Source organism: Roseomonas alba (assembly GCF_019430885.1).
GTDB classification, from domain to species: Bacteria; Pseudomonadota; Alphaproteobacteria; order Acetobacterales; family Acetobacteraceae; genus Neoroseomonas; species Neoroseomonas alba.
Genome location: NZ_JAHYBZ010000009.1, coordinates 260296 through 284073, shown reverse-complemented (window position 1 = coordinate 284073; position 23778 = coordinate 260296). Strand labels below are relative to the sequence as shown.

General features: G+C 70.1%; 24 protein-coding genes. 5 read left to right on the top strand and 19 right to left on the bottom strand.

The features are described from left to right. Positions 1-2: 2 nt before the first annotated feature. From KPL78_RS24335 to KPL78_RS24295, 9 genes are all read right to left on the bottom strand, one after another. Positions 3-572, bottom strand: a complete 570-nt coding sequence (locus tag KPL78_RS24335; RefSeq protein ID WP_219765566.1) for a phage connector family protein — start codon at positions 570-572, stop codon at positions 3-5. Between the two features lie 169 nt (positions 573-741). Then, positions 742-1575 (bottom strand): phage capsid protein, encoded by an 834-nt coding sequence (locus tag KPL78_RS24330; RefSeq protein WP_219765565.1) that lies wholly within the window; start codon positions 1573-1575, stop codon positions 742-744. A 408-nt stretch (positions 1576-1983) separates the two neighbouring features. Beyond that, positions 1984-2292 carry a hypothetical protein gene (locus KPL78_RS24325; RefSeq protein WP_219765564.1) on the bottom strand — a complete coding sequence of 103 codons (309 nt, stop codon included), beginning with the start codon at positions 2290-2292 and terminating at the stop codon, positions 1984-1986. After that, positions 2285-3166 carry a hypothetical protein gene (locus KPL78_RS24320; RefSeq protein ID WP_219765563.1) on the bottom strand — a complete coding sequence of 294 codons (882 nt, stop codon included), beginning with the start codon at positions 3164-3166 and terminating at the stop codon, positions 2285-2287. Before KPL78_RS24320 ends, KPL78_RS24325 begins: the two co-directional genes overlap by 8 nt. Before the next feature lie 70 nt (positions 3167-3236). Next, positions 3237-3980 (bottom strand): capsid assembly protein, encoded by a 744-nt coding sequence (locus tag KPL78_RS24315; protein ID WP_219765562.1) that lies wholly within the window; start codon positions 3978-3980, stop codon positions 3237-3239. A gap of 4 nt (positions 3981-3984) precedes the next feature. Further along, complete coding sequence (locus tag KPL78_RS24310; protein WP_219765561.1) at positions 3985-5394, bottom strand: portal protein; 1410 nt, start codon at positions 5392-5394, stop codon at positions 3985-3987. A 4-nt stretch (positions 5395-5398) separates the two neighbouring features. After that, positions 5399-5632 (bottom strand): hypothetical protein, encoded by a 234-nt coding sequence (locus tag KPL78_RS24305; protein WP_219765560.1) that lies wholly within the window; start codon positions 5630-5632, stop codon positions 5399-5401. Positions 5633-5799: 167 nt separating this feature from the next. Next, on the bottom strand, positions 5800-6240 hold the full coding sequence (locus KPL78_RS24300) for a hypothetical protein (protein ID WP_219765559.1): 441 nt from the start codon (positions 6238-6240) through the stop codon (positions 5800-5802). Next, complete coding sequence (locus KPL78_RS24295) at positions 6237-6611, bottom strand: hypothetical protein (protein WP_219765558.1); 375 nt, start codon at positions 6609-6611, stop codon at positions 6237-6239. The genes KPL78_RS24300 and KPL78_RS24295 overlap by 4 nt, the downstream gene beginning before the upstream one ends. 187 nt (positions 6612-6798) lie before the next feature. Here KPL78_RS24295 and KPL78_RS24290 point away from each other — a divergent pair, with 187 nt between their 5' ends. Beyond that, positions 6799-7452, top strand: coding sequence for a S24 family peptidase (locus tag KPL78_RS24290; RefSeq protein WP_219765557.1), 654 nt, complete (start codon positions 6799-6801; stop codon positions 7450-7452). 4 nt (positions 7453-7456) lie between these two features. Here the strand turns inward: KPL78_RS24290 and KPL78_RS24285 are convergent, their stop codons facing one another. Both KPL78_RS24285 and KPL78_RS24280 read right to left on the bottom strand, forming a co-directional pair. Then, the gene (locus tag KPL78_RS24285; RefSeq protein ID WP_219765556.1) at positions 7457-7789 is read right to left on the bottom strand and encodes a hypothetical protein; all 333 of its coding nucleotides are present in this window, start codon (positions 7787-7789) and stop codon (positions 7457-7459) included. Positions 7790-7794: 5 nt separating this feature from the next. Then, a complete protein-coding gene (locus KPL78_RS24280) occupies positions 7795-8901 on the bottom strand; it encodes a DSD1 family PLP-dependent enzyme (protein WP_219765555.1) in 1107 nt (368 codons plus the stop codon). A 37-nt stretch (positions 8902-8938) separates the two neighbouring features. On the opposite strand from KPL78_RS24280, the gene KPL78_RS24275 reads away from it, so the two are divergent. Beyond that, the gene (locus KPL78_RS24275) at positions 8939-10189 is read left to right on the top strand and encodes a flavin monoamine oxidase family protein (protein ID WP_255569380.1); all 1251 of its coding nucleotides are present in this window, start codon (positions 8939-8941) and stop codon (positions 10187-10189) included. Between the two features lie 36 nt (positions 10190-10225). Here KPL78_RS24275 and KPL78_RS24270 read toward each other — a convergent pair whose 3' ends face one another. From KPL78_RS24270 to KPL78_RS24250, 5 genes are all read right to left on the bottom strand, one after another. Then, positions 10226-10573, bottom strand: coding sequence for a gamma-glutamylcyclotransferase family protein (locus KPL78_RS24270; protein WP_255569410.1), 348 nt, complete (start codon positions 10571-10573; stop codon positions 10226-10228). Next, on the bottom strand, positions 10570-11982 hold the full coding sequence (gene pgmG, locus KPL78_RS24265; RefSeq protein ID WP_219765552.1) for a phosphoglucomutase/phosphomannomutase PgmG: 1413 nt from the start codon (positions 11980-11982) through the stop codon (positions 10570-10572). The genes KPL78_RS24270 and pgmG overlap by 4 nt, the downstream gene beginning before the upstream one ends. Before the next feature lie 10 nt (positions 11983-11992). Beyond that, entirely contained in the window at positions 11993-13297 is a 1305-nt protein-coding gene (locus KPL78_RS24260) for a UDP-glucose dehydrogenase family protein (RefSeq protein WP_219765551.1), read from the bottom strand. Positions 13298-13364: 67 nt separating this feature from the next. Next, complete coding sequence (locus tag KPL78_RS24255; RefSeq protein ID WP_219765639.1) at positions 13365-15317, bottom strand: phosphatidylglycerol lysyltransferase domain-containing protein; 1953 nt, start codon at positions 15315-15317, stop codon at positions 13365-13367. 2 nt (positions 15318-15319) lie between these two features. After that, on the bottom strand, positions 15320-16945 hold the full coding sequence (locus KPL78_RS24250; RefSeq protein WP_219765638.1) for a lysine--tRNA ligase: 1626 nt from the start codon (positions 16943-16945) through the stop codon (positions 15320-15322). 534 nt (positions 16946-17479) lie between these two features. Between KPL78_RS24250 and KPL78_RS24245 the strand changes: the two genes are divergently transcribed. Next, a complete protein-coding gene (locus KPL78_RS24245) occupies positions 17480-18493 on the top strand; it encodes an aspartate-semialdehyde dehydrogenase (protein ID WP_219765550.1) in 1014 nt (337 codons plus the stop codon). A 102-nt stretch (positions 18494-18595) separates the two neighbouring features. Continuing rightward, the gene (locus KPL78_RS24240) at positions 18596-19717 is read left to right on the top strand and encodes a hypothetical protein (RefSeq protein WP_219765549.1); all 1122 of its coding nucleotides are present in this window, start codon (positions 18596-18598) and stop codon (positions 19715-19717) included. A 222-nt stretch (positions 19718-19939) separates the two neighbouring features. On the opposite strand, the gene KPL78_RS24235 is transcribed toward KPL78_RS24240, so the two are convergent. The 3 genes from KPL78_RS24235 to KPL78_RS24225 form a co-directional block, all read right to left on the bottom strand. Beyond that, a complete protein-coding gene (locus tag KPL78_RS24235; RefSeq protein WP_219765548.1) occupies positions 19940-20584 on the bottom strand; it encodes a hypothetical protein in 645 nt (214 codons plus the stop codon). A 177-nt stretch (positions 20585-20761) separates the two neighbouring features. Continuing rightward, positions 20762-22030: an ATP-binding protein gene (locus KPL78_RS24230; RefSeq protein ID WP_255569408.1), complete on the bottom strand. Its 1269-nt coding sequence runs from the start codon at positions 22028-22030 to the stop codon at positions 20762-20764. A 118-nt stretch (positions 22031-22148) separates the two neighbouring features. Beyond that, positions 22149-22865 (bottom strand): response regulator, encoded by a 717-nt coding sequence (locus KPL78_RS24225; RefSeq protein ID WP_219765547.1) that lies wholly within the window; start codon positions 22863-22865, stop codon positions 22149-22151. A 54-nt stretch (positions 22866-22919) separates the two neighbouring features. On the opposite strand from KPL78_RS24225, the gene KPL78_RS24220 reads away from it, so the two are divergent. Beyond that, positions 22920-23735 (top strand): DNA-3-methyladenine glycosylase family protein, encoded by an 816-nt coding sequence (locus tag KPL78_RS24220; protein WP_219765546.1) that lies wholly within the window; start codon positions 22920-22922, stop codon positions 23733-23735. Positions 23736-23778 lie beyond the last annotated feature (43 nt).

Sequence of the window (23778 nt, the reverse complement as noted above, 5' to 3'; positions counted from 1 at the left end):
GGTCAGCCCCGCACATCGATCAGCGGGAAGGCTTCCAGCACGCGAACGCTCGCCTGCTGGCTGTCAGCCTGACGCGCGACGCGCAGCTCGGCCTCGGCCAGGCGATACAGCATCTCGGAGCGGGAGGCGTTCTCGGTCAGCGGGATGCAGAACTCGGCCGCCAGGCGCGCCACCAGCGCGGAGGCGAAGAAGGGCGGAAACGCGCTCTCGTCCGGCCGGAAGACATAGGTCAGCGCCACCGCATCGGCATCGGTGAACAGCCGGTCCTCCTGCAAGCGATAGACGATGCCGCGCGCACGCCCGGCCGTGCCGGCGGACAAGGCGCGCAGGAACCCGGCGGGCAGCTGGAAGGCATGGGTGAAATCCGCGCGCGGCGTGGCAGCCAGGCGCGCCAGCGCGGCCTGTGCGGTCGCGAAGGACCAGGGATGCGCCGAGAGCAGCGCATCGCGGATGCCGGGATAGAGGTTGGCAGCCACCTCGGCCTCGGCCGTGCCTTCTTCGAGCGAGGCGACAGGCTGCGCGCCGATCTTCAACAGGGCACGCGAGCACAGCGCGAGGGCGGAGAGCGCCATCGGGTGATCCTCCTGGGACTGTCGGGAAGAAAAGAAAGGTCGGGGGAGGACACCTCCCCCGAATCCCCCTCCGTTTTCTGTCTTTTGGGAACTGACCTCCGAGGTCAGTCTCCAGGTGACCAAAAAAAGGAGGGGGGTTTGGGGGGAGTTCATCTCCCCCCAACCTTCATCACTCCTTGGCGCGCATGCGCACGACGCCGGTCGGATCGATCATCACCGCACCCTGCGACATCATGTTGTTCACGAAATGCGCGGCGCGATCGCCATGCCAGGTGATGTCGGTGACGACTTCGGAAGCCACCGCATGGCCAATCGCCGTCTTATGGTAGAAGTAGCAGTAGCGCAGCACGCCCGCCTTGGTCAGGCCAGAATGCGGCATCCACAGCGCGCCGAGCCAGCGCTTCGCCTGCGTGCCCTTCCACGGCAGCGCATCGTCGCCGACATAGTCGGCCCGCGCGAACTCGTCGATCTGCAGCAGCTCGGACCACTGCTTCCAGCCGACCACGGCGAAGCGGTTGCCGTCATCCGGCACATCGGCCGCGCCCAACATCTCGAAGGCCATCAGCACCTTCTGCTTGGTCAGGCCATCGGTGTCGGCAAGGCCCGTGCCGACGCCGCTCGCCTCGGCCGTCGCGGTGTCGAGGGCGGCGACGATCAGCTCATCGGTCTTGCGGCCGAGCGCATAGGCGCCGGCATTGGCGATCACCGAGCGCTCGTCGATCGCGGTCTTGATCTCGTCGAGGCGGTCGATCCACTCGCCGGCGTAGTAGTCCTGCAGGAAGCACTCGGCGTTGGCGTATTCCAGGTTCATCACCGGCACGACGCCGTTGCGCGCCTTGGCCGCGGCCGTGCCCTTGCCAACGCGCGGGAAGATGGTGGACGCGCCCTTCACGCCGCTCTTGGAGCGCACGGTGGGGCGCAGCTTGCTGCCCTGGCGCTGATAGGCCTCGGCGACCTCGGCCTCGAACTGCTTGACGAAGGCCTGTTCGATGGTGCCCGACATGCGGGTGTCCCTTTCGATCTGTGTTGGATGGGAAAGCGCCGAGACCCGGTTGACCGCGAAGGGCCAGGCAGCGACGCGGCCCGCGCGCCGGCGAGACCGGTTATGCGCGGGCGAAAACGGACGGGGGCGGGCAGCACGAAGCCGCCCGCCCCCGGGCCACCGCGCGGGTCGCGCGGGGCCTGCGGCGCGGCGAGCGGAGGAGGAGCCGCTCGAGCCGCGCCGGGAGGCGAGGTGTCAGGATGTTGGTCGTTTGGACGGGCGCGGATCGCCGGGACTGTCAGAACATGATGGCCGGCGGCGCGCAGGCACCGGATATCTGGATCACGCGATCAAACGATCGGTTGGAACGTGGTTGGTGAACGCAGGCGAACCAATCGCGTTCCAGCGCCGCATCGCGCCGAAAGGCCCTCAGTCGGTGACAGCCTTCGCTGCATCGTCACCCGGGCGATGGAACCAGCAGAGGTCGAGGAAGGTGACTTCGTGATCCAGTGCCTCCCATTCCCGCCGGATGCGCTGCAGGATAGCGGCCTTTCCCCGTGCCTGCTCGGGCCAGGGGGTGCTCGGCGGATCAGCATAGGGGCTCGTCACCGCCACGAAGCCATGATCGAGCAGCAGGGAGACGAAGTTGAGCATGCGCTCCGTGTCGTCGGCGCCGGGCGGGGGCCGATCGAGGTCCCGCAGCGCATTGAGGATGATCGGGAAGCTGACATCATCCATCGCTGCGGCCACGCGCAGTTGCGAGATCCTTTCCTCGATCATTGTCATCGCCACCTCCACAGGAATGGAGCTTGGTTATTTCGAGGAATCCAGGGATATTAACGTCAATCGCCGGGTTGACACTGGATGATGTCGGGCGGTAGCCGATGATGCTACCATCATCAAGACGATACATTCGCCCAGGGTGTCCTCGCGGAGTAATATTGACTGCTCCCCGCCCCTCGATCAATCGTCTCAGCATCGCCTCTGCCGCAGGTTGGTCGCCTGACAAGGAACGAATGTCAGAGATCGAGCCGCGCAATCGTGTCCCGATTGGCCGACCTCCCGGCGCAATCATATCCACCAGTTCCTGGCTGCGTGGCGAGACGGTTGGTGGCGGCGCCCCTTGCACGGAGCTCCGACCGGCCGGCGACCGATACGCGCCGCCACCCCCGGCGGCCCCTTCCAGGATCGTGTCCGGACGCCGTCCGATGATGCCGTCACGACGCCGGCGACCCATCACCGGCGCGACGGAACTGCCATCCAGCAGATTTCGTCGCGCGATCGCCAACCCATGGAGACCGGACACCGGCTGCTGCCGAACTGCGCCGGACCTGTCCTCGGCGCGGGATGCCGATCCGGCATCACGGGATTCCGCACTGTCTCGGGACGGCGCGCCGCGCACATGTGCCGCCACCGCATGCCCGTCCCGCACAAATGCGCGGACATGCATCACACCACCACTGCCCGCACGGTCGTTGCTGTAGAGCGCCTGGTATCCATCGGCGACCCAGCTCTGCCATGCGCCCCGCTCCGGATGACCAGCATTCCAGTACCGCTCATCCGCCACGGCGGCACGCAGACGCGCGGCATCGATCGGAACACGATCTGGCATTTGTGCATCCTTTGCCCAAGGGAGGCGGATCGGCCTCCGCGCTTCGCGAACGGCCGACCCAGCCGCGAGCCTACGAAGCCCCGCCCACCAGCCGCCGGAACCCATCCGTCACGCGCTTGACGAATTCCGGCTCGCGCGTCCGCCAGTAGCGCGGGTCGCGCATCATCGCGCGCAACTCGCCCTCATCCGCCGCGCCCGTCGCATCCGCGCGCGGCGCGAGGCCCGGCTCCTTCGCCTCCATCATCCGATGCAGCGCGATCACGCCCTCGGCGGTGGTGGACAGCGCCTCCATCACCGGCGCGGGCAGTTTCGCCTTGCCCCAGGCCGTGATCTGCTGCGCGACGCGACGGAAGCGCTCCTCGCCGCCGAAATGCGCGCGCAGCGTCTCGACCTGGCGGTCGGCCTCGAACTGGCCGGCGGCTTCGGCGATCAGCGGCAGCAGGCGCTCCGCCGCCAGGTCGTAGACGAGCTGCGCCTGCGGCTGGCTGAAGCCGGCCTGGTGCAGGCGCTGGTTGATCGCGTCATCCGCGCAGCACAGCTCATGCTTCGCCTCGATCGCGTAGCCGTCCGGCGCATCCGGCACGCCGATGGCGCGGCGGAAGCGGATACGCTCCTCCTCCGGCGCATCCTCGCCCGGCGGGGCGATGCGCTGGGACAGGCGCTTCTCCAGTTCGCGATACGACTTCAGCAGCGCGTCGATGCGCAGCGTGCCGGTCTCGGCATCCCAGAACTTCTCGGGCACATCCTCGGGCCGCGCGCCCTTCTGCGGCGCGGCGTCAGCGGCGAGCGCGGTCTCCAGCAGATCCTCGGGCATGGGCTCACTCCTTGTGGGGTTGAACGGGGGGAAGGACGATCTCGGCGGGCGCGGACAGCGTGCGTCCGAGCCAGCGCGCCGCCGCGGGCATGTCGATCTGGGCGATGGCCTCGTTGCCCATGGCCCGCACCGCCTGGAGGAACAGCAGCGTGTTCGCCGCATCCGCGCGCCCCTGCACCTGGGCGAGCGGGCTGCGGTAGCGCAGCACCGCCTCCTGCCCACCGAGCAGCAGCGGCGGCACCTCCCCGCGCCGGCGCAGGATGGCGAGGCAGCGCGAGACCAGCGGCGTCAGCAGTTCCGACTGCAAGCGGCCATAGGTGGCGCCGAGCAGCCGCGCGGTCTCCGCCGCGCGTTCCAGCACCTCGGTCGCCGTCATGTTGTCCTTGCGCTGCGGGCCGAGCCGGTCGGCGAGCAGCGCGCCGCGAATGCGCGACCGCATGTCCGACAGCACGAGCTGCGAGACGTCGAAATTCCCGGGCGCGGCGAGCGGCGTCAGCCCCGCCGACCCGGGCGCCTTCGGAATGATCGCCCCCGGTTCCAGCCGCACCGTGGCCGGGTTCAGTACGCCGTCATCATCGGCCTGCCAGATCCCCGTCGCGGCGATGGAGGCGTTCTTCAGCACCAGCTCCACCACCTTGTTTGCGGTGCGGATGTCGGGCAGTGCCTTGGCGACGGGGCCGCGGCCATAGGTCTCGCCCGGCGCCTTCAGCCAGCGGAAGGCGATGAAGGGATTCTCCGCGAAGCGCCCCTCGGCCAGCACGACGGGACCGGACTCCGTCGCGGCAATGGCCATGAAGCGGGTTCCGTTCCAGTCGGGCCACACCGCCTCGACGACGCGATGGCGCGGCTGGTCGGCATCGTCGTCGGATACCGGCGGCAGCGGCGCGGCGGGATAGCGGCGGCGCAGCTCTGCCTCGGTCAGCCGCGCGGCCCGATAGACGGTGTCGAGCCGGCCGGACGGTCCTTCCTCCAGCACCGCCTCGCGCAGCGGCACGGCGGTGAAGCGCAGCGCGGAGGCCTCGCCGAGCGGCGCTTCCTCGACCAGCAATACGCCCGTGCCGGCGATGACCAGGTCAAGGAAGGCCTGGTGCATCTCGAGCGCGAAGTTGGAGCGGTCGAAATGCCCCTGCAGCGTCTCGGCCGCATCTTCCAGCGCCATGGCAGCGTCGGTATCACCCTCGACCGAACGTGCGGGCGCGAGGCCGAACCAGCGCGACCAGGGCGGCGTCAGCTCGGCGAGCAGCGAGGCGGCGAGCTGTTCCGCCGCATCGGCGGCCGTCGCGTCATACAGCGCGACGCGCCCGCCGGTCGCCGGCGGCAGCACGTGGTCGTAGCAATCCTGCCACAGCGCGTCCTGGTCGCGGCGACGGTCGATGGCGCGCGCCTGGCGCGCCAGGATGTCCTCCGGCGTCATGGCGTCATTCCCCCAGCAGCGACTTGCGGGTCGCGGCGAAATCGGGCCGCGCGTCCAGCAGGCCGCGGGCCGAAGTGGCGATCGTGCCGGCAAGACCCCGCGTGGCGCGGCTGCGTGCCTCGGCGCGGGACGCGGCGGCGGTTTCCTCGGCGGCCTGCGCCGGGTCGGTGGTGGTCGTCGCCGCCGCGGCCGGCGGCGCGACGACGACAGGCTTCGGGGCTCGGAACAGGCCACCCATGCGCGCGCGGCTCCTCTTCGGATGCAGGGAGGGATCTCCCTCCGCGTGGCCCCAAAAAGCCGCGGGCCCGCCCCTCGATGAGGAGGAGCGGGCCCGCGCAAGTCTTCGGGGGGAACGGGAGGAAGGCCATCGGGCGCAGATCGCCCCTTGGCGAGAGGGGTGATAGATCAGCCCGCGGCCGCGGTCAAGACTTTTTTCCTATATTCGCCACGAATCTTCGTGAGCCGCCGGAACAGCCCCCAGGGGGTCAGCGCGAAGGGCGCGCCGGCGCCCAGCACAGCCCGGCACAGCCCCACGCAGTTCATCGGCAGCAGCCCCGGCAGCCGCGTGGCGAGGGGCGGCCCGGGCTCGAACGGCCCAGCCACGACCAGCCCCGCGCGCACGTAGAATCCCGGCAGGTCGAAACCCGCCGGGACCGCAAGGCGCATCACCACCAGCCGGCCCGACAGGGGCTCCAGCACCGTCCAGCCGGCCTCGTCACGCAACGCGGCGAAGCAGTGCCGGAAGCCACGGCGCAGGGGCCGCAGCCAGGGCTGGTCGGCGTCGCCGCCGAAGGCGATCCAGACCTCCTGCCCCGCCTCGCGCGCCGCGCGCAAACCCGGCCTCACGCAACGATTCCCTTGACCCGTAGCGGCCATTCCAGGCGATTCATCGCCTCACGCCACTGCGCCGCGTCGGCACGCTCGGACAGGTGCCGCGGGTCGGGCGCCTGGCCGCGCTCGCCCCAGACGCGCATGACGCGCGCATGGATCAGATCGATCCGGCGATGGCGATACAGCCGGTCGAGGCACTTGATCACGTCGTCGGGTTCACAGGGCCGGACCTTCTCGCCGCGGCCGGCGGCGATGCGCGCGCCGTCGCGCCGGGCGATCAGCGCCGACATAGTCCAGAACCAGGCTTCCTCGGCCGAGCGGAAGGGCTCGGCGGCGGTGATGCTGGCGTAGCGGGGCGCATGGCTGGTGCGGGGGGCAGGGCGCATGGGGGGATCTCGCCTGATAGGTGAACAATACAAGAACATTAACCGCGACAGTTGCGGCCGGCAAGTCCAAAAAGGAAAATCTACCTGTTGCTTCGCGAAACAAAACCTAGGATAGGTTGCCCAGGAACGACACAGCATCTGGATTCGCGTCCTCCACCAGGACCGGAGCAAGGAACCCCCACCACCCATGCGGCACGACGACATCTGGCGCGCCCTCGATGCCCTCGCAGCCGAGCACGGGCTCTCGGCCTCGGGCCTGGCGCGCAAGGCCGGGCTCGACCCCACCGCCTTCAACCCCTCGAAGCGCATCGGCGCCGATGGCCGCGCGCGCTGGCCCTCGACCGAGAGCGTCGCCAAGGTCCTCACCGCGACCGGGCGGGGGATCGAGGATTTCGCCTCCCTTGTCTCCGGCCTGCCTGCCCTGCCCCGCGGCGGCAGCGGCCGGGTTGGCGCCGGCCGCCGCATTCCCCTCATCGGCCTCGCCCAGGCCGGCGGCGAGGGCTATTTCGACGATGGCGGCTATCCGGTCGGCGGGTCCTGGGACGAGATCTCCCTGCCCGAGATCGGCGACCCCAACGCCTACGCCCTCGAGATTTCCGGCGAGTCCATGGAACCCGTCTTCCGCGACGGCGATGTGGTGGTGGTCTCCCCCGCCGCGCCGGTGCGCCGCGGCGACCGCGTGGTGGTGCGCACCCAGAAGGGCGAGGTGATGGCCAAGGAACTGCGCCGCCAGTCAGCCAAGCGCATCGAGCTGGCCAGCCTGAACCCGGCGCATCCCTCCTACAGCTTCGAACTGCCGGAGATCACCTGGATGCACCGGATCATCTGGGCGAGCCAGTGACGGATCAGACCGCGACCCAGGCGTCGCGGTAGCCATCCGCCTCCAGGCACCGGATCACCGCGAAGCGCCTTTGCAGGTAGATCAGCACGGCCGCGAAGTCCGGCTGTGCCAACTCCGCACGCGGCAAGCCGACATGGACTGCACCCGGCTCGCCCAGATAGGCGCGCGCGCCGACGCTCCAAGTCTCCTCGGTGAACAGGTAGTCGAGGAAATTGTAGTCGTAGTCCGGCGCCTCGCCAGGCGCGGCGTCGGCCAGGTCGCGCGAATGCAGGATCTGGGGCGGCGGCGCCTCATCCTCCTCCGGCAGTCGCGCCGGATCGAAGGGGGTCGGCGCCACGCCACTCATGCCATCGCACCCCGCGCCGCGATCGGCCACAGGCATTCCACCCGCCCCTTCCGCACGCCGACATACCAGTCGTAGCGATCGACCGTCGGGTCGCAGTGACCGGGCGCAAGACGCAACTTCTCGCCCAGCGCCGGCGCGGTTCCGTCCTCGATCAGGATCTTGCCGTGCTCGTCCGAGGCCCCCGCATAGCGCAGCCCCGGCCGTTCCCACACGCCCGGCATGCCGGAATCCACCGACACGCCCTTGTGCCCGCAATCCACCACGGCGACGCCCGGCGTCGCGCGCGACATCACCTGGCTCAGCACGAACAGCGACTGCCGGAAGGGCGGCGCATCGTCGTTCTTCGCGTAGTCCACATCCATGAAGGCGTAGGACCCGGCCTGGATTTCCGTATAGACGCCGCTGGTCGCTTCATGGCGGAAGGTGCCGGTTCCCGCGCCGCCGACGATCGGGCAGTCGAGACCTCTCTGCTTCAACTGCTCCACGGTTCGGCGCGACCGCGCCACGGCTTCGGCGATTGCCGCCGCGCGCGCTTCCGGCGCGCGAATGTGCTGCGCGCTCCCGTGATAGGCCTGCAGCCCACCAAACATCAGGTGCTTGCTCGCCGCGATCCTCTCCGCCAGCGCGACGGCCGCGGGACCATGCTCCACTCCGGCGCGGCCCATGCCGACATCGATCTCGACCAGCACGGGCAGGCGCACGCCGGCGGCTTCCGCGGCCTGTTCCGCCAGCGCGACCTGCGCCGGGTCATCCGTGCACAGCCCGACCTTGCAGATGCCCGCCAGGGCCGCGAGTCGCGCCAGCTTCCTCGGCGCCACGACCTGGTTCGTCACCAGCACGTCCGGAATGCCACCCCAGGCGAGCTGCTCCGCCTCCCCCACCTTCTGCACGCATTGTCCGACCGCGCCGCGCGCCATCTGCAGCTTCGCGATCACCGACGATTTGTGCGTCTTGGCATGGGCGCGCAGCTTCGCACCCGTGGGCGCCAGCAATGCCGCCATGGTGTCCAGGTTGTGCTCGAAGGCATCGAGGTCGATCAGCAGCGCCGGCGTATCGACCTCATCCTCGCGCATGCCGGGTTCGGCGGGTGGCGCTTGCAGCATGGTTCATCCCTTCACTCAGTCGCGGCATGATGCGGCCATGTTCCCCTCCGATCCAGACGTGCTCGTCATCGGCGCCGGCTGTGCGGGCATCGCCGCGGCGCGCGAGCTCGCCGCGCGCGGCCGTTCCTGCATCGTTCTGGAGGCAGGCCCGCGCGTCGGCGGCCGCGCCTGGACCGAGAGCGCCAGCCTCGGCCTGCCCTTCGACCACGGCGCATCCTGGCTGCACCAGGCGCATGACAATCCGCTGAGGCCGCTCGCCGCAGCGCTCGGTCTCGAGACCCTCGACCATGACAGTGTCCGCGAGCGCCGGATTCTCCTGCACGGTCGCCAAGCCACGCGCGAGGAGCGCGCCGCCTTCGCTGCCGCCGACGATGCCTTCTGGGCCGTCATCGACGCTGCGGCCCGGGACGGCATGCCCGATCGCCCGGCCTCCAAGGCCGCCCCGCGCGGCGGCCCCTGGAACCCGACGGTCGCGCATTGGGAGGGTTCGCAGATCTGCGCCGCCGAACTCTCCCTGATGTCGCTTCACGATTTCGCCGCGACGGCGCTCGATGGCCCGAACCTGATCCTGCGGCAGGGCATCGGCGGGCTCGTCGCGCGCCTAGCCGATGGCCTGCCCATCCGCCTTGACGCCCCTGTCGCCCGGTTGCACTGGGGCGCACGGGAGATCACCGCCGAAGGCCCCTTTGGCAGCCTCGCCGCACGCGCCGCGATCGTCACCGTCTCGACCGGCGTGCTCGCCGCCGAAGGCATCGCCTTCGACCCGCCCCTGCCGGCCGAGACACAGGACGCGATCCACGCCCTCCCGCTCGGCCTGCTGACCAAGATCGCCTTCCGTGCCGACAGCCCGGATGCCCCCGACCTGCCCCCCTTCGTCACCCAGCACCGCGCCGTCGAGCATGACGGCGACAGCCCGATGTCCTGGGTATCGCGTCTGTTCGGCGACCCGCTGATGATCGCCTTCTGCGGCGGCGCCCGCGCCTGGTCCTTCGCCGGCGATCCGCGCCGCGCCGAAGCCGAGGCCCGCGCGGAAGCCACCAAGCTCTTCGGCGCCCGCGCCGCCGCGGCACTCGGTCCCGTCACCGTGACGCGCTGGGCGGAGGATCCGCTGTTCCACGGCGCCTACAGCCATGCCGTGCCTGGCGCTCGGGCCGCGCGGACCACACTGGGGCGGCCGCTCGCCGATGGCCGGCTGTGCTTCGCCGGGGAGGCCTGCCACCCGCGCTTCGCTGCGACGGTGGCCGGGGCGTGGCTCAGCGGCGTCGAGGCGGCGCGCGCCGTGCCGTGAAGGGCGGATTGGAGAGGGGCAAAGCCCCCGGTTCCACTATGGCCAGCCGCGCGCGACCTCCGCACGCCAGACCGATGCAATCCAGGCGCGTGCCCGCACCGCTCCGCGCGCGGTCGTCACCGTGACCGGCGTCAGCACGTAGTCGCGGCCTTCATAGGTCGCGAGCCGAGCCAGGATGGCCGGCCCCACCCGCAGCACGGCGCCGTCCACGGCCTCATCCGCATCGCCGATCAGCGTCGGATAGGGTGTGCCGCGCAGGAACACCCGTCGCCACCCTGCCAGCCGCGCCGGCGCCAGCCGCCGCACCAGCCCCGGCTCGCCCGAAACCCGGGCCAGCACATCGGGATCGAGCAGCGTCCCGTAGAGGAAGAGCGGTGCGCTCAGTGCCCCGCATTCTCGCCGGAGAAGTCCGGCGCCTCGAGCCCGCTGGCGACGAGCTGCTTCACGAGCTGCGCCTTCAGCCGTTCGAGGCCCGCCTCGCTCGTCGCCTCGCAGCGCGCGACCAGCACCGCCTGGGTGTTGGACGCCCGCAGCAGCCACCAGCCGTCATCGGTCAGCACGCGCACGCCGTCCACGTCCTGCACCTTGGCACCCTCGGCGGCGAGGCGGTCCTTCACCTCCTGCACCACCTGGAACTTGCGGGCTTCCTCGCAGTTGAAGCGCAGCTCCGGCGTATTAATCACCTGCGGAAGGGCGGCGCGGACTTCCGACAGCTTCTCCGTCATCCGCGCGACGATGCCGAGCAGCCGGACCGCGGAATACGGCGCGTCATCGAAGCCGTACCATTTGTCGGCGAAGAAGATGTGGCCCGACATCTCACCGGCGAGCGGGCTGCCGGTCTCGGCCATCTTCGCCTTGATCAGCGAATGGCCGGTCTTCCACATCAGCGGCGTGCCGCCGGCCTTCGCCACCTCGTCGAACAGCACCTGGGATGCCTTGACGTCGGCGATGATCATCCCGCCCGGCTTCGACTTCAGGACATCGCGCGCCAGCACCACGAGAAGCTGATCGCCGAACAGAATGTGGCCTTCATCATCGACCACGCCGATGCGGTCGCCATCGCCGTCAAAGGCGATGCCGAGGTCGGCCTTCTCGCGCTTCACCTCGGTGATGAGCTGTTCGAGGTTCTTCGCCACCGTCGGGTCGGGATGGTGGTTCGGGAAGGTACCGTCCACATCGCCGTTGATGACGAAATGCGTCCCCGGCAGGCGCGCGGCGAGCGCGCGCGTGATCGGCCCCGAGGACCCATTGCCCGGGTCCCACACCACCTTCAGCTTCCGGTCGCCACCGTCCCAGTCCTGCAGCACGCGGTCGGCATACCGCTCGGCGACATCGACCTCGCGGTCGCTGCCCGCCTGCTCCGGCACCACGTCGCCTTCCGCGGCCATGCGCCCGATCTCCTGGATCTGCGCGCCGTAGAAGGGCTTCTTGCCGATCATCATCTTGAAGCCGTTGTAGTCCGGCGGGTTGTGGCTGCCCGTCACCATTGCCGCGCCATCGGCCTGAAGGTCATAGGCCGCGAAATACAGCATCGGCGTCGCGCACAGCCCGATGCGGCAGACTTCCAGCCCGCACGCCCGCAGGCCGGCGACGAGCTGCGCCTCAAGCTCCGGCGAATGCAGGCGCCCGTCATAGCCGACCGCGACGCGCTTGCCGCCGCCGCGCACCACGATGCTGCCGAAGCAGCGCCCGATGGCAAAGGCATCCTCGGGCTTCAGCGTTTTCCCGACAATGCCGCGGATGTCGTATTCGCGCAGCGAGGTCGGGTCGAAGCGGTGACGGAAAGCGGTCATGGTCACTCCGTTACGGGCGGCCGATGGAGGAATAGGTCAGGCCGGCCGCGCGCATCGCAACCGGGTCCCAGACATTGCGCAGGTCGAGCACGATACCGCCCTTCATGGCGGCCTTGAGGCGGTCGGGTGACAAGGCGCGGAACTCATTCCACTCCGTCAGCACCACCACCGCATCCACGCCCTCGATCGCGCCCATGGCGCTGTCGGCAAAGCGCACGGCGGCCGGGAGCGCCTGGCGCGCATGGCCTGGCTGCGGATCGAAGACCGTGACCTCCACACCCGCCGCGACCAGCTTCGGCAGAATGACGAGGGACGGCGCATCGCGCATGTCGTCCGTCTCGGGCTTGAAGGTCACGCCGAGCACGCCGACGCGCCTGCCCTTCGCCTCTGCCCCGAGAGCGGCGAGGATGCGATCGGCCATCTGCTCCTTGCGCGATTCGTTCACCGCGATGGTGGTCTCGACCAGGCGGACGGGCGAGCTGTAGTCCTGCGCGGTGCGCGCCAGCGCCAGCGTGTCCTTCGGGAAGCAGGACCCGCCATAGCCCGGGCCCGGATGCAAGAACTTCCGCCCGATGCGCCCGTCGAGACCCATGCCCCGCGCGACGTCATGCACGTCCGCGCCGACCTTCTCGCAAAGATCCGCGATCTCGTTGATGAAGGTGATCTTCACCGCGAGGAAGGCGTTGGCGGCGTATTTGATCAGCTCCGCGCTCTCGAGCGACACGGCGAGCACCGGCGTCTCGATCAGGTAGAGCGGGCGATAGAGCCGCTTCAGCACGGTCTCCGCGCGTTCGTCATCGACGCCGATCACCACGCGGTCGGGCCGCATGAAGTCGCCGATGGCATTGCCCTCGCGCAGGAACTCCGGATTCGACGCCACCGAGATCTGCGCATCGGGGCGGACACGGCGGACGATGGCCTGCACCTCGCGCCCCGTGCCGACCGGCACGGTCGACTTGGTCACCAGCACCAGCGGTCCGCTGGCCGCCTTCGCCACCTGTTCCGCCGCCGCGTAGACATAGGACAGATCGGCATGGCCATCCCCCCGTCGCGTCGGCGTGCCGACCGCGAGGAAGACCGCATCCGCGCCCTTCACCGCCTCGGACAGCTCGGTGGTGAAGGTCAGCCTGCCGTCGCGCACATTCTCCGCGACGAGCTTGTCGAGACCCGGCTCATAGATCGGCATGCGCCCGGCGCGCAGGCCCTCGATCTTGTCGGGGTCGACATCCATCACCGTCACGTCGACGCCGAACTCGGCAAAGCACGCACCGGACACCAGGCCGACATAGCCTGCGCCAATCATGGCGATACGCATGGGGGCTCCTTGTCAGGCGGGAAGCACGGCGCTGGAATGGCGCCTCGTCGCCTCTCTGGCAAGACGATCAGGGGGCATCCTCCTCACGCGGCAACAACGGCAGCAGCGCCGAGAGGTCCCTCTCCGCTCGACAGAGAAGGTAGCGCGGACCCGGCCCTTTTCCCTCCAGCGGCAGGGATGTGAGGCCGATATCAGCATAGACACGCAACAGTCCGGCGCCCACCCGCCAGAAGGCGGGGTCCACGCGCGCGCTGTCACACAGGTCACGAAACCGCCAGATCGCGGAGATCCGGTCGCGCTCCTCCCCGGCCGGATCCCCCAGGGCGACCCAGACGCCATCCCGCTTCACGAAAGCGACGGCGGCACGGCCGCCCTCCCCCTCGATCACGCCATCCGCGGCGCCGAGGGCCGGCGCCATGGCGCCGAGTGCGGCCAGGCGCTGCCGCGCAGCCTCGTCATAGGGCAAAGCGACCACGCGGGCCGGGCGCAATAAACCGGCGGCGGCCACGATCAGCATCACCCCGGCGACCCCGACCGCGAAGCGCACCGTCTCGGGCGTATCGCCCGACAGCACCACACCCCACCAGGACAGGTCGGCGAAGGGACCGGCATAGGCGATGCCGGCCAGCGTCAACGCGCTCAACGACAGGGCGGCGAGTGCGGCGACGGTCTCTGCCGACAGGGGCTCCTTGGTCAGCCGCGCGCTGCGATAAAAGGCCGGCCGCACCGTTGTCAGCAGCGCCGCCAGCAGCAGGAAGCCGCCGGTCAGCCACCAGGGCTCGCCGCGCAGCCAGACCACCGCTGCACCGTTCAGCAGCAGCGCCAGCGTCGCCCACCAGGCGATCGCCAGCCGTCGCATCAGCCCATAGGCCGCGACCAGCAGCAGCCCGCCGACCACAGACGCCGCGAAATGGCTCGCCGCATCGTCCAGCAGGTCGAAGATGCCATCCAGCAGGTTCGGCTTGGGCGGCAGCGCCCCAATGATGATCAGCGTCATCGCCGCGAGGCCGGTCAGCGCCGCCATGGCCGGCACCTCGAAGGAGATGGCCACCCCGCGCTCCGGTGCGAGGCGCTCCATCAGATGCCGCCGCTGGCTGATCTCAAAGCCCGCGAACATCAGCCCTGCGATGAACAGCGGCGCGATGTAGTAGTAAAGCCGGAACAGCAGCAGCGCCCCGATCACCACCGGCGCGGCCAGGTAGTTCGACAACCCGATCAGGATCGCCCCGTCGAAGACGCCGATCCCCCCCGGCACATTGGCGATGATGCCCGCCGACAAGGCCAGCACGTAGATGCCGAGGAAATGCAGGAAGGTCAGCCCCTCCGCATGCGGCAGGAGCATCCAGAAGACCAGCGCCGTGACCGCGACATCGGCCGAGGCGAGCGCCGTCTGCGCGACCGCCATGCGGAAGCCCGGCAGGTCGATCTGATGCCCGAAGATGCGGAAATGCGGCACGAAGCGCGCGAGCAGCATGTAGGAGGTGACGATGCACCACATCACGGCGCCCGCGGCCTGCATCACCCAGCGCGGCGTGCCATCCCCGAAGAAGGGCAGCACCTCCGGCTCCGCGATCAGCACAAGCCCGCCCAGCGCGAAGCCGCCGAGCCCGAAGGTGAGCGAGGTAAAGGCCACCACCTTGGCGATGGCGAGCGGCGGCAGCCCCCAGGCCGCGTAGAAGCGATACCGGATCGCCGCCCCCGACACCGTCGCGAAGCCCAGATTGTTGGCCAGCGAATAGGCGACGAATGAAGCGAGCGAGGTCCTGAGATAGGAGACCGGATACCCCGCATAGACCGACCCCAGCCGGTCATAGGCCGTCAGCACGATATAGGCCGCGAGCGTGCAGCCCCCGGCCAGCCACAGCGCCTCGGGCGGCGTATTGTCGAGCGCACCCTTGATGTCCGCCCAGGACAGGGTGCGGAATTCCCGCTGGACCCCATAGAGCGCGGCACCGAGCAGCAGCAGCCCGAAGACCGTCGCCCCGTGCCGCTTGACGAGTGCGAGCGCGCTCCGGCCCATGGTCACGCCGCCGGCGTTTCCCGTGCCAGCGCCGTCTCGATCAGCCCGATCGTGCCGGCGATGCCGTACAGCGCGACGAAACCCCCGAAGCGCGGCCCTTCCTCCTGCCCCAGCAGCACCTGGTAGAGCGCATTGAACCAGGCGCGCGACACGCCCGCCGAGCCGTCCTTGTTCGGCTGCAGGAAGGGCTCACGCCGGCCGGCGTCATAGACCAGGTCCTGGATCTCCTTCGCGCGCTCCTCGGGGGCCATGGCCTCGAGGTCCGTCGCGCGGTCGCGCAGCGCGGCCATCAGCACGGCCAGCGCCTCTCGCTCCGCCTGCGTCGGCACGCGGAAGCGCTTGGTGGGCGCGACGAAGTCCCGATAGTAATGCACCGCATGCTCCACCAACTTCGCGAGCAGCGGTTGGGTTGCAGGCGTCGCCCCCGGCGCGTAGCGGGCGAGGAAGCCCCACAGGATCTCCGGGTCATCCGCATTCACCACGCTGGCGAGGTTCAGCAGCATGGCGAAGGAGACCGGCGGTTCCGGATCGTTCGGCACCGCCCCGCCATGGATATGCCAGGCCGGGTTGGCCGGGTCGGCGGCAATGCGCAGCCGGGTACGGTGCTGGATGTATTCGTCCACCGCGCGCGGGATCTGATCGAAATAGAGCCGCTTCGCCCGCTGCGGCTGGTTGTACATGAACTGCGACAGGCTCTCGGCCGGCGCGTAGCGCAGCCATTCGTCGATGGTCAGCCCGTTGCCCTTCGACTTGCTGATCTTCTGGCCCTGCTCGTCGAGGAAATGCTCGTAGGTGAAGGCCTCCGGCGGCTCGCCGCCGAGCACGCGGCAGATCGCCGAGGACAACCGCACCGAATCGATCAGGTCCTTGCCCGACATCTCGTAATCCACGCCGAGGGCGAACCAGCGCAGCGCCCAATCCGCCTTCCACTGCGCCTTGCAATGGCCGCCGGTGATCCGCGTCGCGTGCCGGGTGCCATCCGCGGGGTCGCGCCAGATCAGCAGGTCCTCGGCCGGGCGAACCTCCTCCATCGGGACCTGCATCACCACGCCGGTCTTGGGATGGATGGGCAGGAAGGGGGAATAGGTCGCGCGCCGCTCCGGTCCCAGCGTGGGCAGGATCACCGCGCGGACCGCCTCGTGCTGCTCCGCCATGCGGATCAGCGCGTCGTCGAAGCGGCCGGACTTGTAGTAGTCGGACGAACTCGCGAATTCGTAATCGAAGCCGAAGGCGTCCAGGAATGCCCGCAGACGGGCATTGTTGTGATGCCCGAAGCTCTCATGGGTGCCGAAGGGGTCGGGGATCGCCGTGACCGGCCGGCCGAGATGCTGGGCCAGCATCTCCTTGTTCGGCACGTTGTCCGGCACCTTGCGCAGCCCGTCCATGTCGTCGCTGAAGGCGATCAGCCGCGACGGCAGCCCGGTCAGCAGCGTGAAGGCGCGCCGCACCCAGGAGGTGCGGGCGACCTCCCCGAAGGTGCCGATATGCGGCAGGCCGGACGGGCCGTAGCCGGTCTCGAACAGCGCGCTGCCCTTGCCCGATTTCTCCAGACGCGCGGCGACCTTCCGGGCTTCCTCGAAGGGCCAGGCCTTGACGGTGGTGAGATCGGCAGGGGTCGGGGTCGTCACGGTCACGAAACTCTCGGGTAATCGGACGGGCGTTATACGGGGGTGGGCGGTCCTAGGCGACCCCGGGCGCGCCCATTCCGGGATGGGGGGCGCAGTGCCTTCGGTGGTTCCTACCTGCGCCGCGGTTGCCGTTGGAGGGGCTCTGCCCCTCCAAACCACCCCGCCAAGTGCTTGGAGCACTTGGAACGCAACCTTTTGGCGCCGGGCAGCGCGGGCACGCTGCGCCCCCCCAGGCGCGCTCCCTGCACAAGTGCGGGTCTCGGCACTGTTCTGGCAGCGGCGCACAGCGCCAAGTCGCGGTTTCCAAAGGCCTTTCGGCCTTTGGTGGGGTGAGCCCGAGAGGGGCAAAACCCCTCTCCTTTCCACAGCGGAGGTATCTGGCCGCCCTGTCGGTGGCGCCGACAGCCATGTCCTCGGCGAGGGTCCGCCCCGCCCGTGAATTCGCCCCGCGGCGGCAAGGAAACATTGGTCCCCCCGCCGCTTTGCGCTAAACAACCTCCCCCTTCCAATCGTCGAAAGGACAGAGAGGGACCAATGCGTGTCGGTATTGTCGGCGCCACCGGTGCGGTGGGCCGCGAGCTCGTGGACGTTCTGGGGCGCCGGGCCTTCCCGGTCACCTCGCTGAGGCTGTTCGCCTCCGCCCGCAGCGCCGGCACGAAAACGAAAACGCCCTTCGGCGACGTCACGATCGAGGAATTCTCGGACGCCGCCGTGCGCGACCTCGACCTCGCCCTGCTCGCCGTCTCGGGCGACTTCGCCAAGGCCCATGCGCCGAAGATGGTCGAGGCCGGGGTGACGGTGGTGGACAATTCCTCGGCCTTCCGCCTGCAGGACGACGTCCCGCTCGTGGTGCCCGAGGTGAATGCGGCCGCCGCCGGCACCGCACGGCTGATCGCCAATCCCAACTGCACCACGGCGATCCTGGTCGTCGCGCTGGAGCCCCTGCGCAAGGCTTTCGGCCTGAAGCGCGTGATCGTGTCCACCTACCAGGCGGCCTCGGGCGCCGGGGCGGAGGGCATGGCCGAGCTCGAGCGCGAATCCCGCCGTGTCCTGGTCGAGGGCGTGAAGCCCGCGGCCGAGGTGTTCCGCTGGCCGCTCGCCTTCAACGTCATCCCACAGATCGACAGCTTCCAGCCCAATGGGTACACGCGGGAGGAAATGAAGGTCGTGTGGGAAAGCCGGAAGATCATGGGCGTTCCCGATCTTCCCATCTCCTGCACCGCCGTCCGCATCCCGACCATGCGCGTGCATGCCGAGGCGGTGACGATCGAGACCGAGCGCCCCGTCACGCCCGAAGCCGCGCGCGAGGTGCTGCGCAACGCGCCGGGCGTGAAGCTGGTCGATGACCCGGAGAACGGAATCTATCCGATGCCGATCAACGCGACCGGCCAGGACGATGTCGAGGCCGGGCGGATCCGTGCCAACCCGGTCTTCGGGAATTGCGGCCTCGATTTCTTCCTCTGCGGCGACCAGCTCCTGAAAGGCGCGGCCCTGAACGCCGTGCAGATCGCCGAGGGACTGACGATCCAGGCCCGCAAGGCCGCCTGATCACCGGATCCGGAGAGGGTCTGCCCTCTCCGGATCGAACCGGTCTCCTGGTACCGGACATTGCCTTGCCAGGGCTTGCAGCCACTCGGGATAGTGACGGCGATGTCCACGCCCGAACCATCGCGACGGCGAAGCCGCGCCGCCGTCCGTTCCCTCACCATCGCCTCCGTGGCCGCCTTCGCCGGCGGCACGGCCGTGGTCGCCGTGCAATTCGGGCTGGGCCTGGTCAGCGCGGGCTACCCGCCCGTCGTCCAGGCTCTCACCTGCAGCGCAGGAGAGTCCGAGGATGGCGGCGAGGTTGCCCTCCTCGCCCAGGAGGGGCAGGTCACGCCCATCGCCGAGTTTCCCGTCGGCCGCCGCGTATCCTGCCGCATCGATGCGCCGGGCGCCGACTACGCGACCTGGAGCATCATCGGCCCGACCACGGTCATGCGCTCCGGCCCCCTCAACGCCGCCCAGCCCTGCCAGACGCCGGAGGATTTCTCGGCGCAGGACCCTTCCCTGCTGACGCTCTCCGCCTGCCAGAGCTTCGTTCCGCGGAGGCCGGGCCTGTATCTGCTCTCGGTAACGGTCATGCTGCGTGGCCTGGAGGCGGTGGACCGGATGCGCATGCTGGTGCGCGTCGTGCCGGCACCCACCGCCGCGCGGGCCACGTCGACACTGCGGCGCGAGCGTCTGTCCGTCGCGCTGCGACTGCCCGCGGCCGACGCCGAGGAGACGCGTACGGCGGACCTCTCCGCCAGCTTCGGCGAGCACGGGTTGCTGCCGCAGAGCCGGACCTTTCAGCGCACAGCCTATCGCCTCGCAGCGGACGAATCCTTCGTCTCCGCCACCTTCCGCGTGCGCAGCGCGTCCAATGCCTCGGCCGTCACCCTCGCCTACGAACCACAGTCGCGCAGCGTGACGGCGCGCTACACCTTGCGCAGCGGGCCGCTGGTCGATCGCTGGCGCGGCTGGGTGACCGGGACAGTCGAGGTTCGCGTGCGCCGCGGCCGGGCCGCGCAGGACATCGCCCTGCCGGACGTCGAGTTGCCCATCCCGGGCAGGACCGAACTCGCCCTGCCGGCGGGCGTGGACACCGCCGAAGCACGCATCCTCCTGCGTCGGCCGGAGTCGTCCGCGGTCGTCGAAGTCCTGCCCGGCAACAGCGCGCTGATAGATGGTGCGCGCATTACCCCGACGCTGTCGGGTGACCAGATCATCCTGGCCGGCGAGCCCGAATAGCCAGCGCTCGACCGTCGCGAAATGATTGAGCGGAGGTCGCCGCCGGGCGCACGCTTCCCGCCAACGGAAGCGCGCCGGACACGTCCCATGGCACTGCCGCCCGCCATCGCCAGGGCGGACGCCATCCCCGCGCTAGCCTCGGGCCGCTCCTGGAACGGCGCGGTCGTCAACGATAGGGCGGGGATGCCGGGCAACGCATCGCATGCCTATGGCCGCGGCTCCCTATGGCGAAGGTGCGGTGTCGATGCCCGTGGAGATGACGGCCGTGTTCAGCCGCCCGTCGCGGCGATCCGCCGCCGACGCCACGATATGCGCCATCGGTGCCCTGGATGACTGGTCGGGACGGTAGCGCGACCGGCGGAAGGACAGCATGCCGAACGGCCGCGGCGAGGCCGAATGCCGCGGCTGCCGCAGCCAGCCCGGCAGCGCATCCCAGCGCAGCATGGGCTGCTCGGCGGCATCGAGGAAGGCGGCGGGATCGACGCCCTCGGCATAGACGGCGCATTGCGTGCCGGGTTCGAGCAGCATGAGGGTGAAGGAGGCCGAGCGGCCGCGCACACGCCAGCCGGCGGTCTCGCGCGCCGCAGTATTCGCGCGCAGGTGCTCCGGCGGGATGCGGGGCGATCCGGCCAGTTCTTCAGCAGCGACCGCATCCGGCGGCTCGTGCCGCAGCAGGGCCGCGATGCAGATGCGCTCGAACAGGGCGAGCGCCCACTCCCCCCACCGCCGCGCCTGAATCAGGCGCCGGCTCGGCCGGGCCCATCTGCGCCCAGGCGGGGGCGGCGCGCAGCGCCGCCGCCAGGGCGAGACCCATCCGCGACCGGACCATGCCTGCCTCCCCACCCCTTCGTGCCGGCACGGCAGCATGGCGCGCCGATCCGGCACGGGGAGGCGGGCGGCTGCCGGTCCCACTGACCGGAACCTCATCGGCCCTCCCGGGTGCGATTGCCCGGCGCATCATCGCGCCCCCCTCACAGCGCAGGACAGGCGGAGCCGGACGACGCGCCCTGCCGCAATAGGCATGCCGCGCACCGGCCCCGGCCATCATCCCGGCAAGGTCGCGATGGCGCTGAGTCCACCACCCGCCCGGTTGCGCAGCACCACATCCCCGCCGTGGGCGCGGAGGATGTTCCGCGTGATGGTGAGGCCGAGACCCGTGCCTCCGGTTTCCCGGTTTCGGCTGCCCTCCAGCCGCCGGAAGGGCGCGAAGACCGCCTCGAGCTCGGATTCCGGAATGCCCGGCCCGTCATCCTCGATCACCAGACGCACCAGGCCGTTCTCGGCGCGCGACAGGTGGATGCGCGCCGCACCGCCATACTTCAGCGCATTGGTCACGAGATTGGCGACGGCGCGCTTCATCGCCACCGGCCGTGCGCGCACCGTCAGCCGCTCAGGGCCATCATAGCAGACAGCCTCCGCGCATTCGGGCGCGGCATCCGCCGCCTCATCCGCCACGGTGCGGCACAGCGCGGCAAGGTCCAGCGGCGAGGCCGGCTCCGCGGCGGCATCGTCGCGCGCGAAGGCCAGCGTCGCCGCGATCATCTGCTCCATCTCGTCGAGGTCGGAGAGCATCTTCCGCCGCTGCTCGTCGTCGTCCATGAACTCGGCACGCAGGCGCAGCCGGGTGATCGGCGTGCGCAGGTCGTGCCCGATCGCCGCCAGCATCTGCGTGCGATCGGCGACGAAGCGGCGGATGCGCTCGGCCATGAGGTTGAAGGCGCGGGCGGCGGTGGCGACCTCGGATGGGCCGGTCTCGTCCATCGGCGGGGCGTTCACATCACGGCCCAGCCGGTCGGCCGCGGCGGCGAGCAGCCGCACCGGCCTCATCAGCCGCGCCACCGCACCGAGGATCAGCAGCATCGCCGCCACCGTCATCAGCACGAAGGCGGCAAGGAAGGTGGTGGAATGCCAGGGCCGCGGCGGCGGCATGCGGATGCGGATGTTGAGCCATTGCCCATCCGGCAGGCGCATGGCCACCCGCACCCCGCCGGGGAGGTCTGGCCCGAGCCGCACCTCCCGCGGGCGCAGGCGCTGCGGGCCGGAATTCAGCAGGTCAAGCCGGAACAGTCGCACGACATCGGGCGGCGGTGGAGGCGCGCCGCTCCGCACCGCGGGATGGTCCTCGAGCTCGACGCTCAGCCCCTCCGGCAGGTCCAGGTCGGAGAGCATCTGTTCCCGCCGATCGGACGGCGCCAGCACGGCAGTGCGCCAGGCGCCGAAGGCCCGCCCGGCAATCTCCCGCGCCTGGATGAAGCGCTGCAGGTCAACCCGGTCGAGCGCATGGATGGTCAACCCCGCCGCCTGCACCAGCATCAGCGCCAGGATCAGCCAGAATGCGGTGCGGCCGCCGAGGCTCGCCGGCCAGCCGCGACGGCGCGGCTCGGCGACGGGCGCTGCGGGCCGCACCTCGGCGGCGGGCGGGATGGTGCCGTCAGCCACGCTCCACCGTCGCCGCCAGCACATAGCCGCCGCCACGCACCGTCTTGATCAGGCTGGGGTTCCGCCCGTCATCCTCGAGCTTGCGGCGCAGGCGGGAGACGGCGACGTCGATCGCCCGGTCGAAGGGCCCGGCCTGGCGGCCGCGCAGCAGGTCCATCAGCATGTCGCGGGTCAGCACCCGGTTGGGCCGTTCCACCAGCACCAGCAGCAGCTCGTATTCGCCGCCGGTCAGGGATACCTCGGCCCCATCGGGGTTCAACAGCCGCCGTCGGCTCGGCTCCAGCGTCCAGCCGGCGAATTGGATAGTCTTGGCCGGGGGTTCCTTGGCGGGCCCCTCGCCGCTTGCGCGGCGCAGCACCGCGCGGATGCGCGCCAGCAGCTCCCGCGGGTTGAAGGGCTTGGCGACATAGTCGTCGGCGCCGAGCTCCAGGCCCACGATCCGGTCCGTCTCCTCCCCCATCGCGGTCAGGATGACGATGGGCACATCGGACTGGCCACGCAGCCAGCGGGCGAAGTCGAGTCCCGGCTCGCCGGGCATCATCAGATCGAGCACCACCAGGTGATAGCGGCCGAGTGGCCAGACACGCCGCGCCTCCCGCGCATCGCGCGCTGCCGTAACGCGCATGCCCTGCTTTTCAAGGAAACGGGAGAGCAATTCGCGGATCTCGCGGTCGTCGTCGACGACCAGGATGTGCGGGACGGGTTCCATGGCTCTGTTACAATAGCGCGGAGCGGCGCCGTTACATGGGGGCAAGAGGTTTCGATGCGTAACAGGCGCCCGAACGGTTGCCCTGCGTTGCAATTCCGTCGCGCCGAGGGCTTCGTGGCGGCCATGGACATCCCATCTCGTTCCTCCAGGAGCCCAGCGTCTTCCACTTCCCCCGGACGCAGCTCCGGGGCGGCGGGGGTTTCCCCCCCTCGCATCCAGGCCCCCGCCGCCTCCCCCCCTCTGCCCGACTGGGCGCGGGCGGGTATTGTCGAACTGACGCGCCTCGACCCGGATTTCGACGGCATCGAGGCTGCAGCCGGCCCGCTGCCCTGGCGCAGCCGCGACCCCGGTTTTGCCGGCCTGCTGCGGACCATCTGCGGTCAGATGATCAGCAACCAGGCCGCCGCGGCGATCTGGGGGCGGCTCTCCGCCCTGCCCGGCGCGCAGGATCCCGCCGGGCTGCTCGCCCTGTCCGAGGAAGACCTGCGCGGCGCCGGCCTATCCCGCCCCAAGGTCGCCCATGTCCGCGCCCTGGCCGTGGCGGTGATCGAGGGGCGGCTCGACGTCCCCACCCTGCGGGCGATGTCGGATGCGGCGGCGGTGGCGGCGATCTCGGCCATTCCCGGCCTCGGCCCCTGGACCGCCCAGGTGCATCTGCTGTTCGGCTTCGAGCGGCCGGATGTCTTCCCGGCAGGCGACGTGGCGCTCGCCGCCGGCTTGGCTCATCTGAAATCGCTGCCGGCGCGGCCGGACCCGAAGGCGCTGGCCGCGATGGCGCAGGCCTGGTCCCCCTGGCGGTCTCTCGCGGCCCGGCTCCTCTGGCACCATTGGCGCCATGTGACCGGCCGCCCGGCCGGAGAGGCCGCATGATCAATCCGCGTCATGGCCAATCCAGGTCATGTCGCGAAAAGAA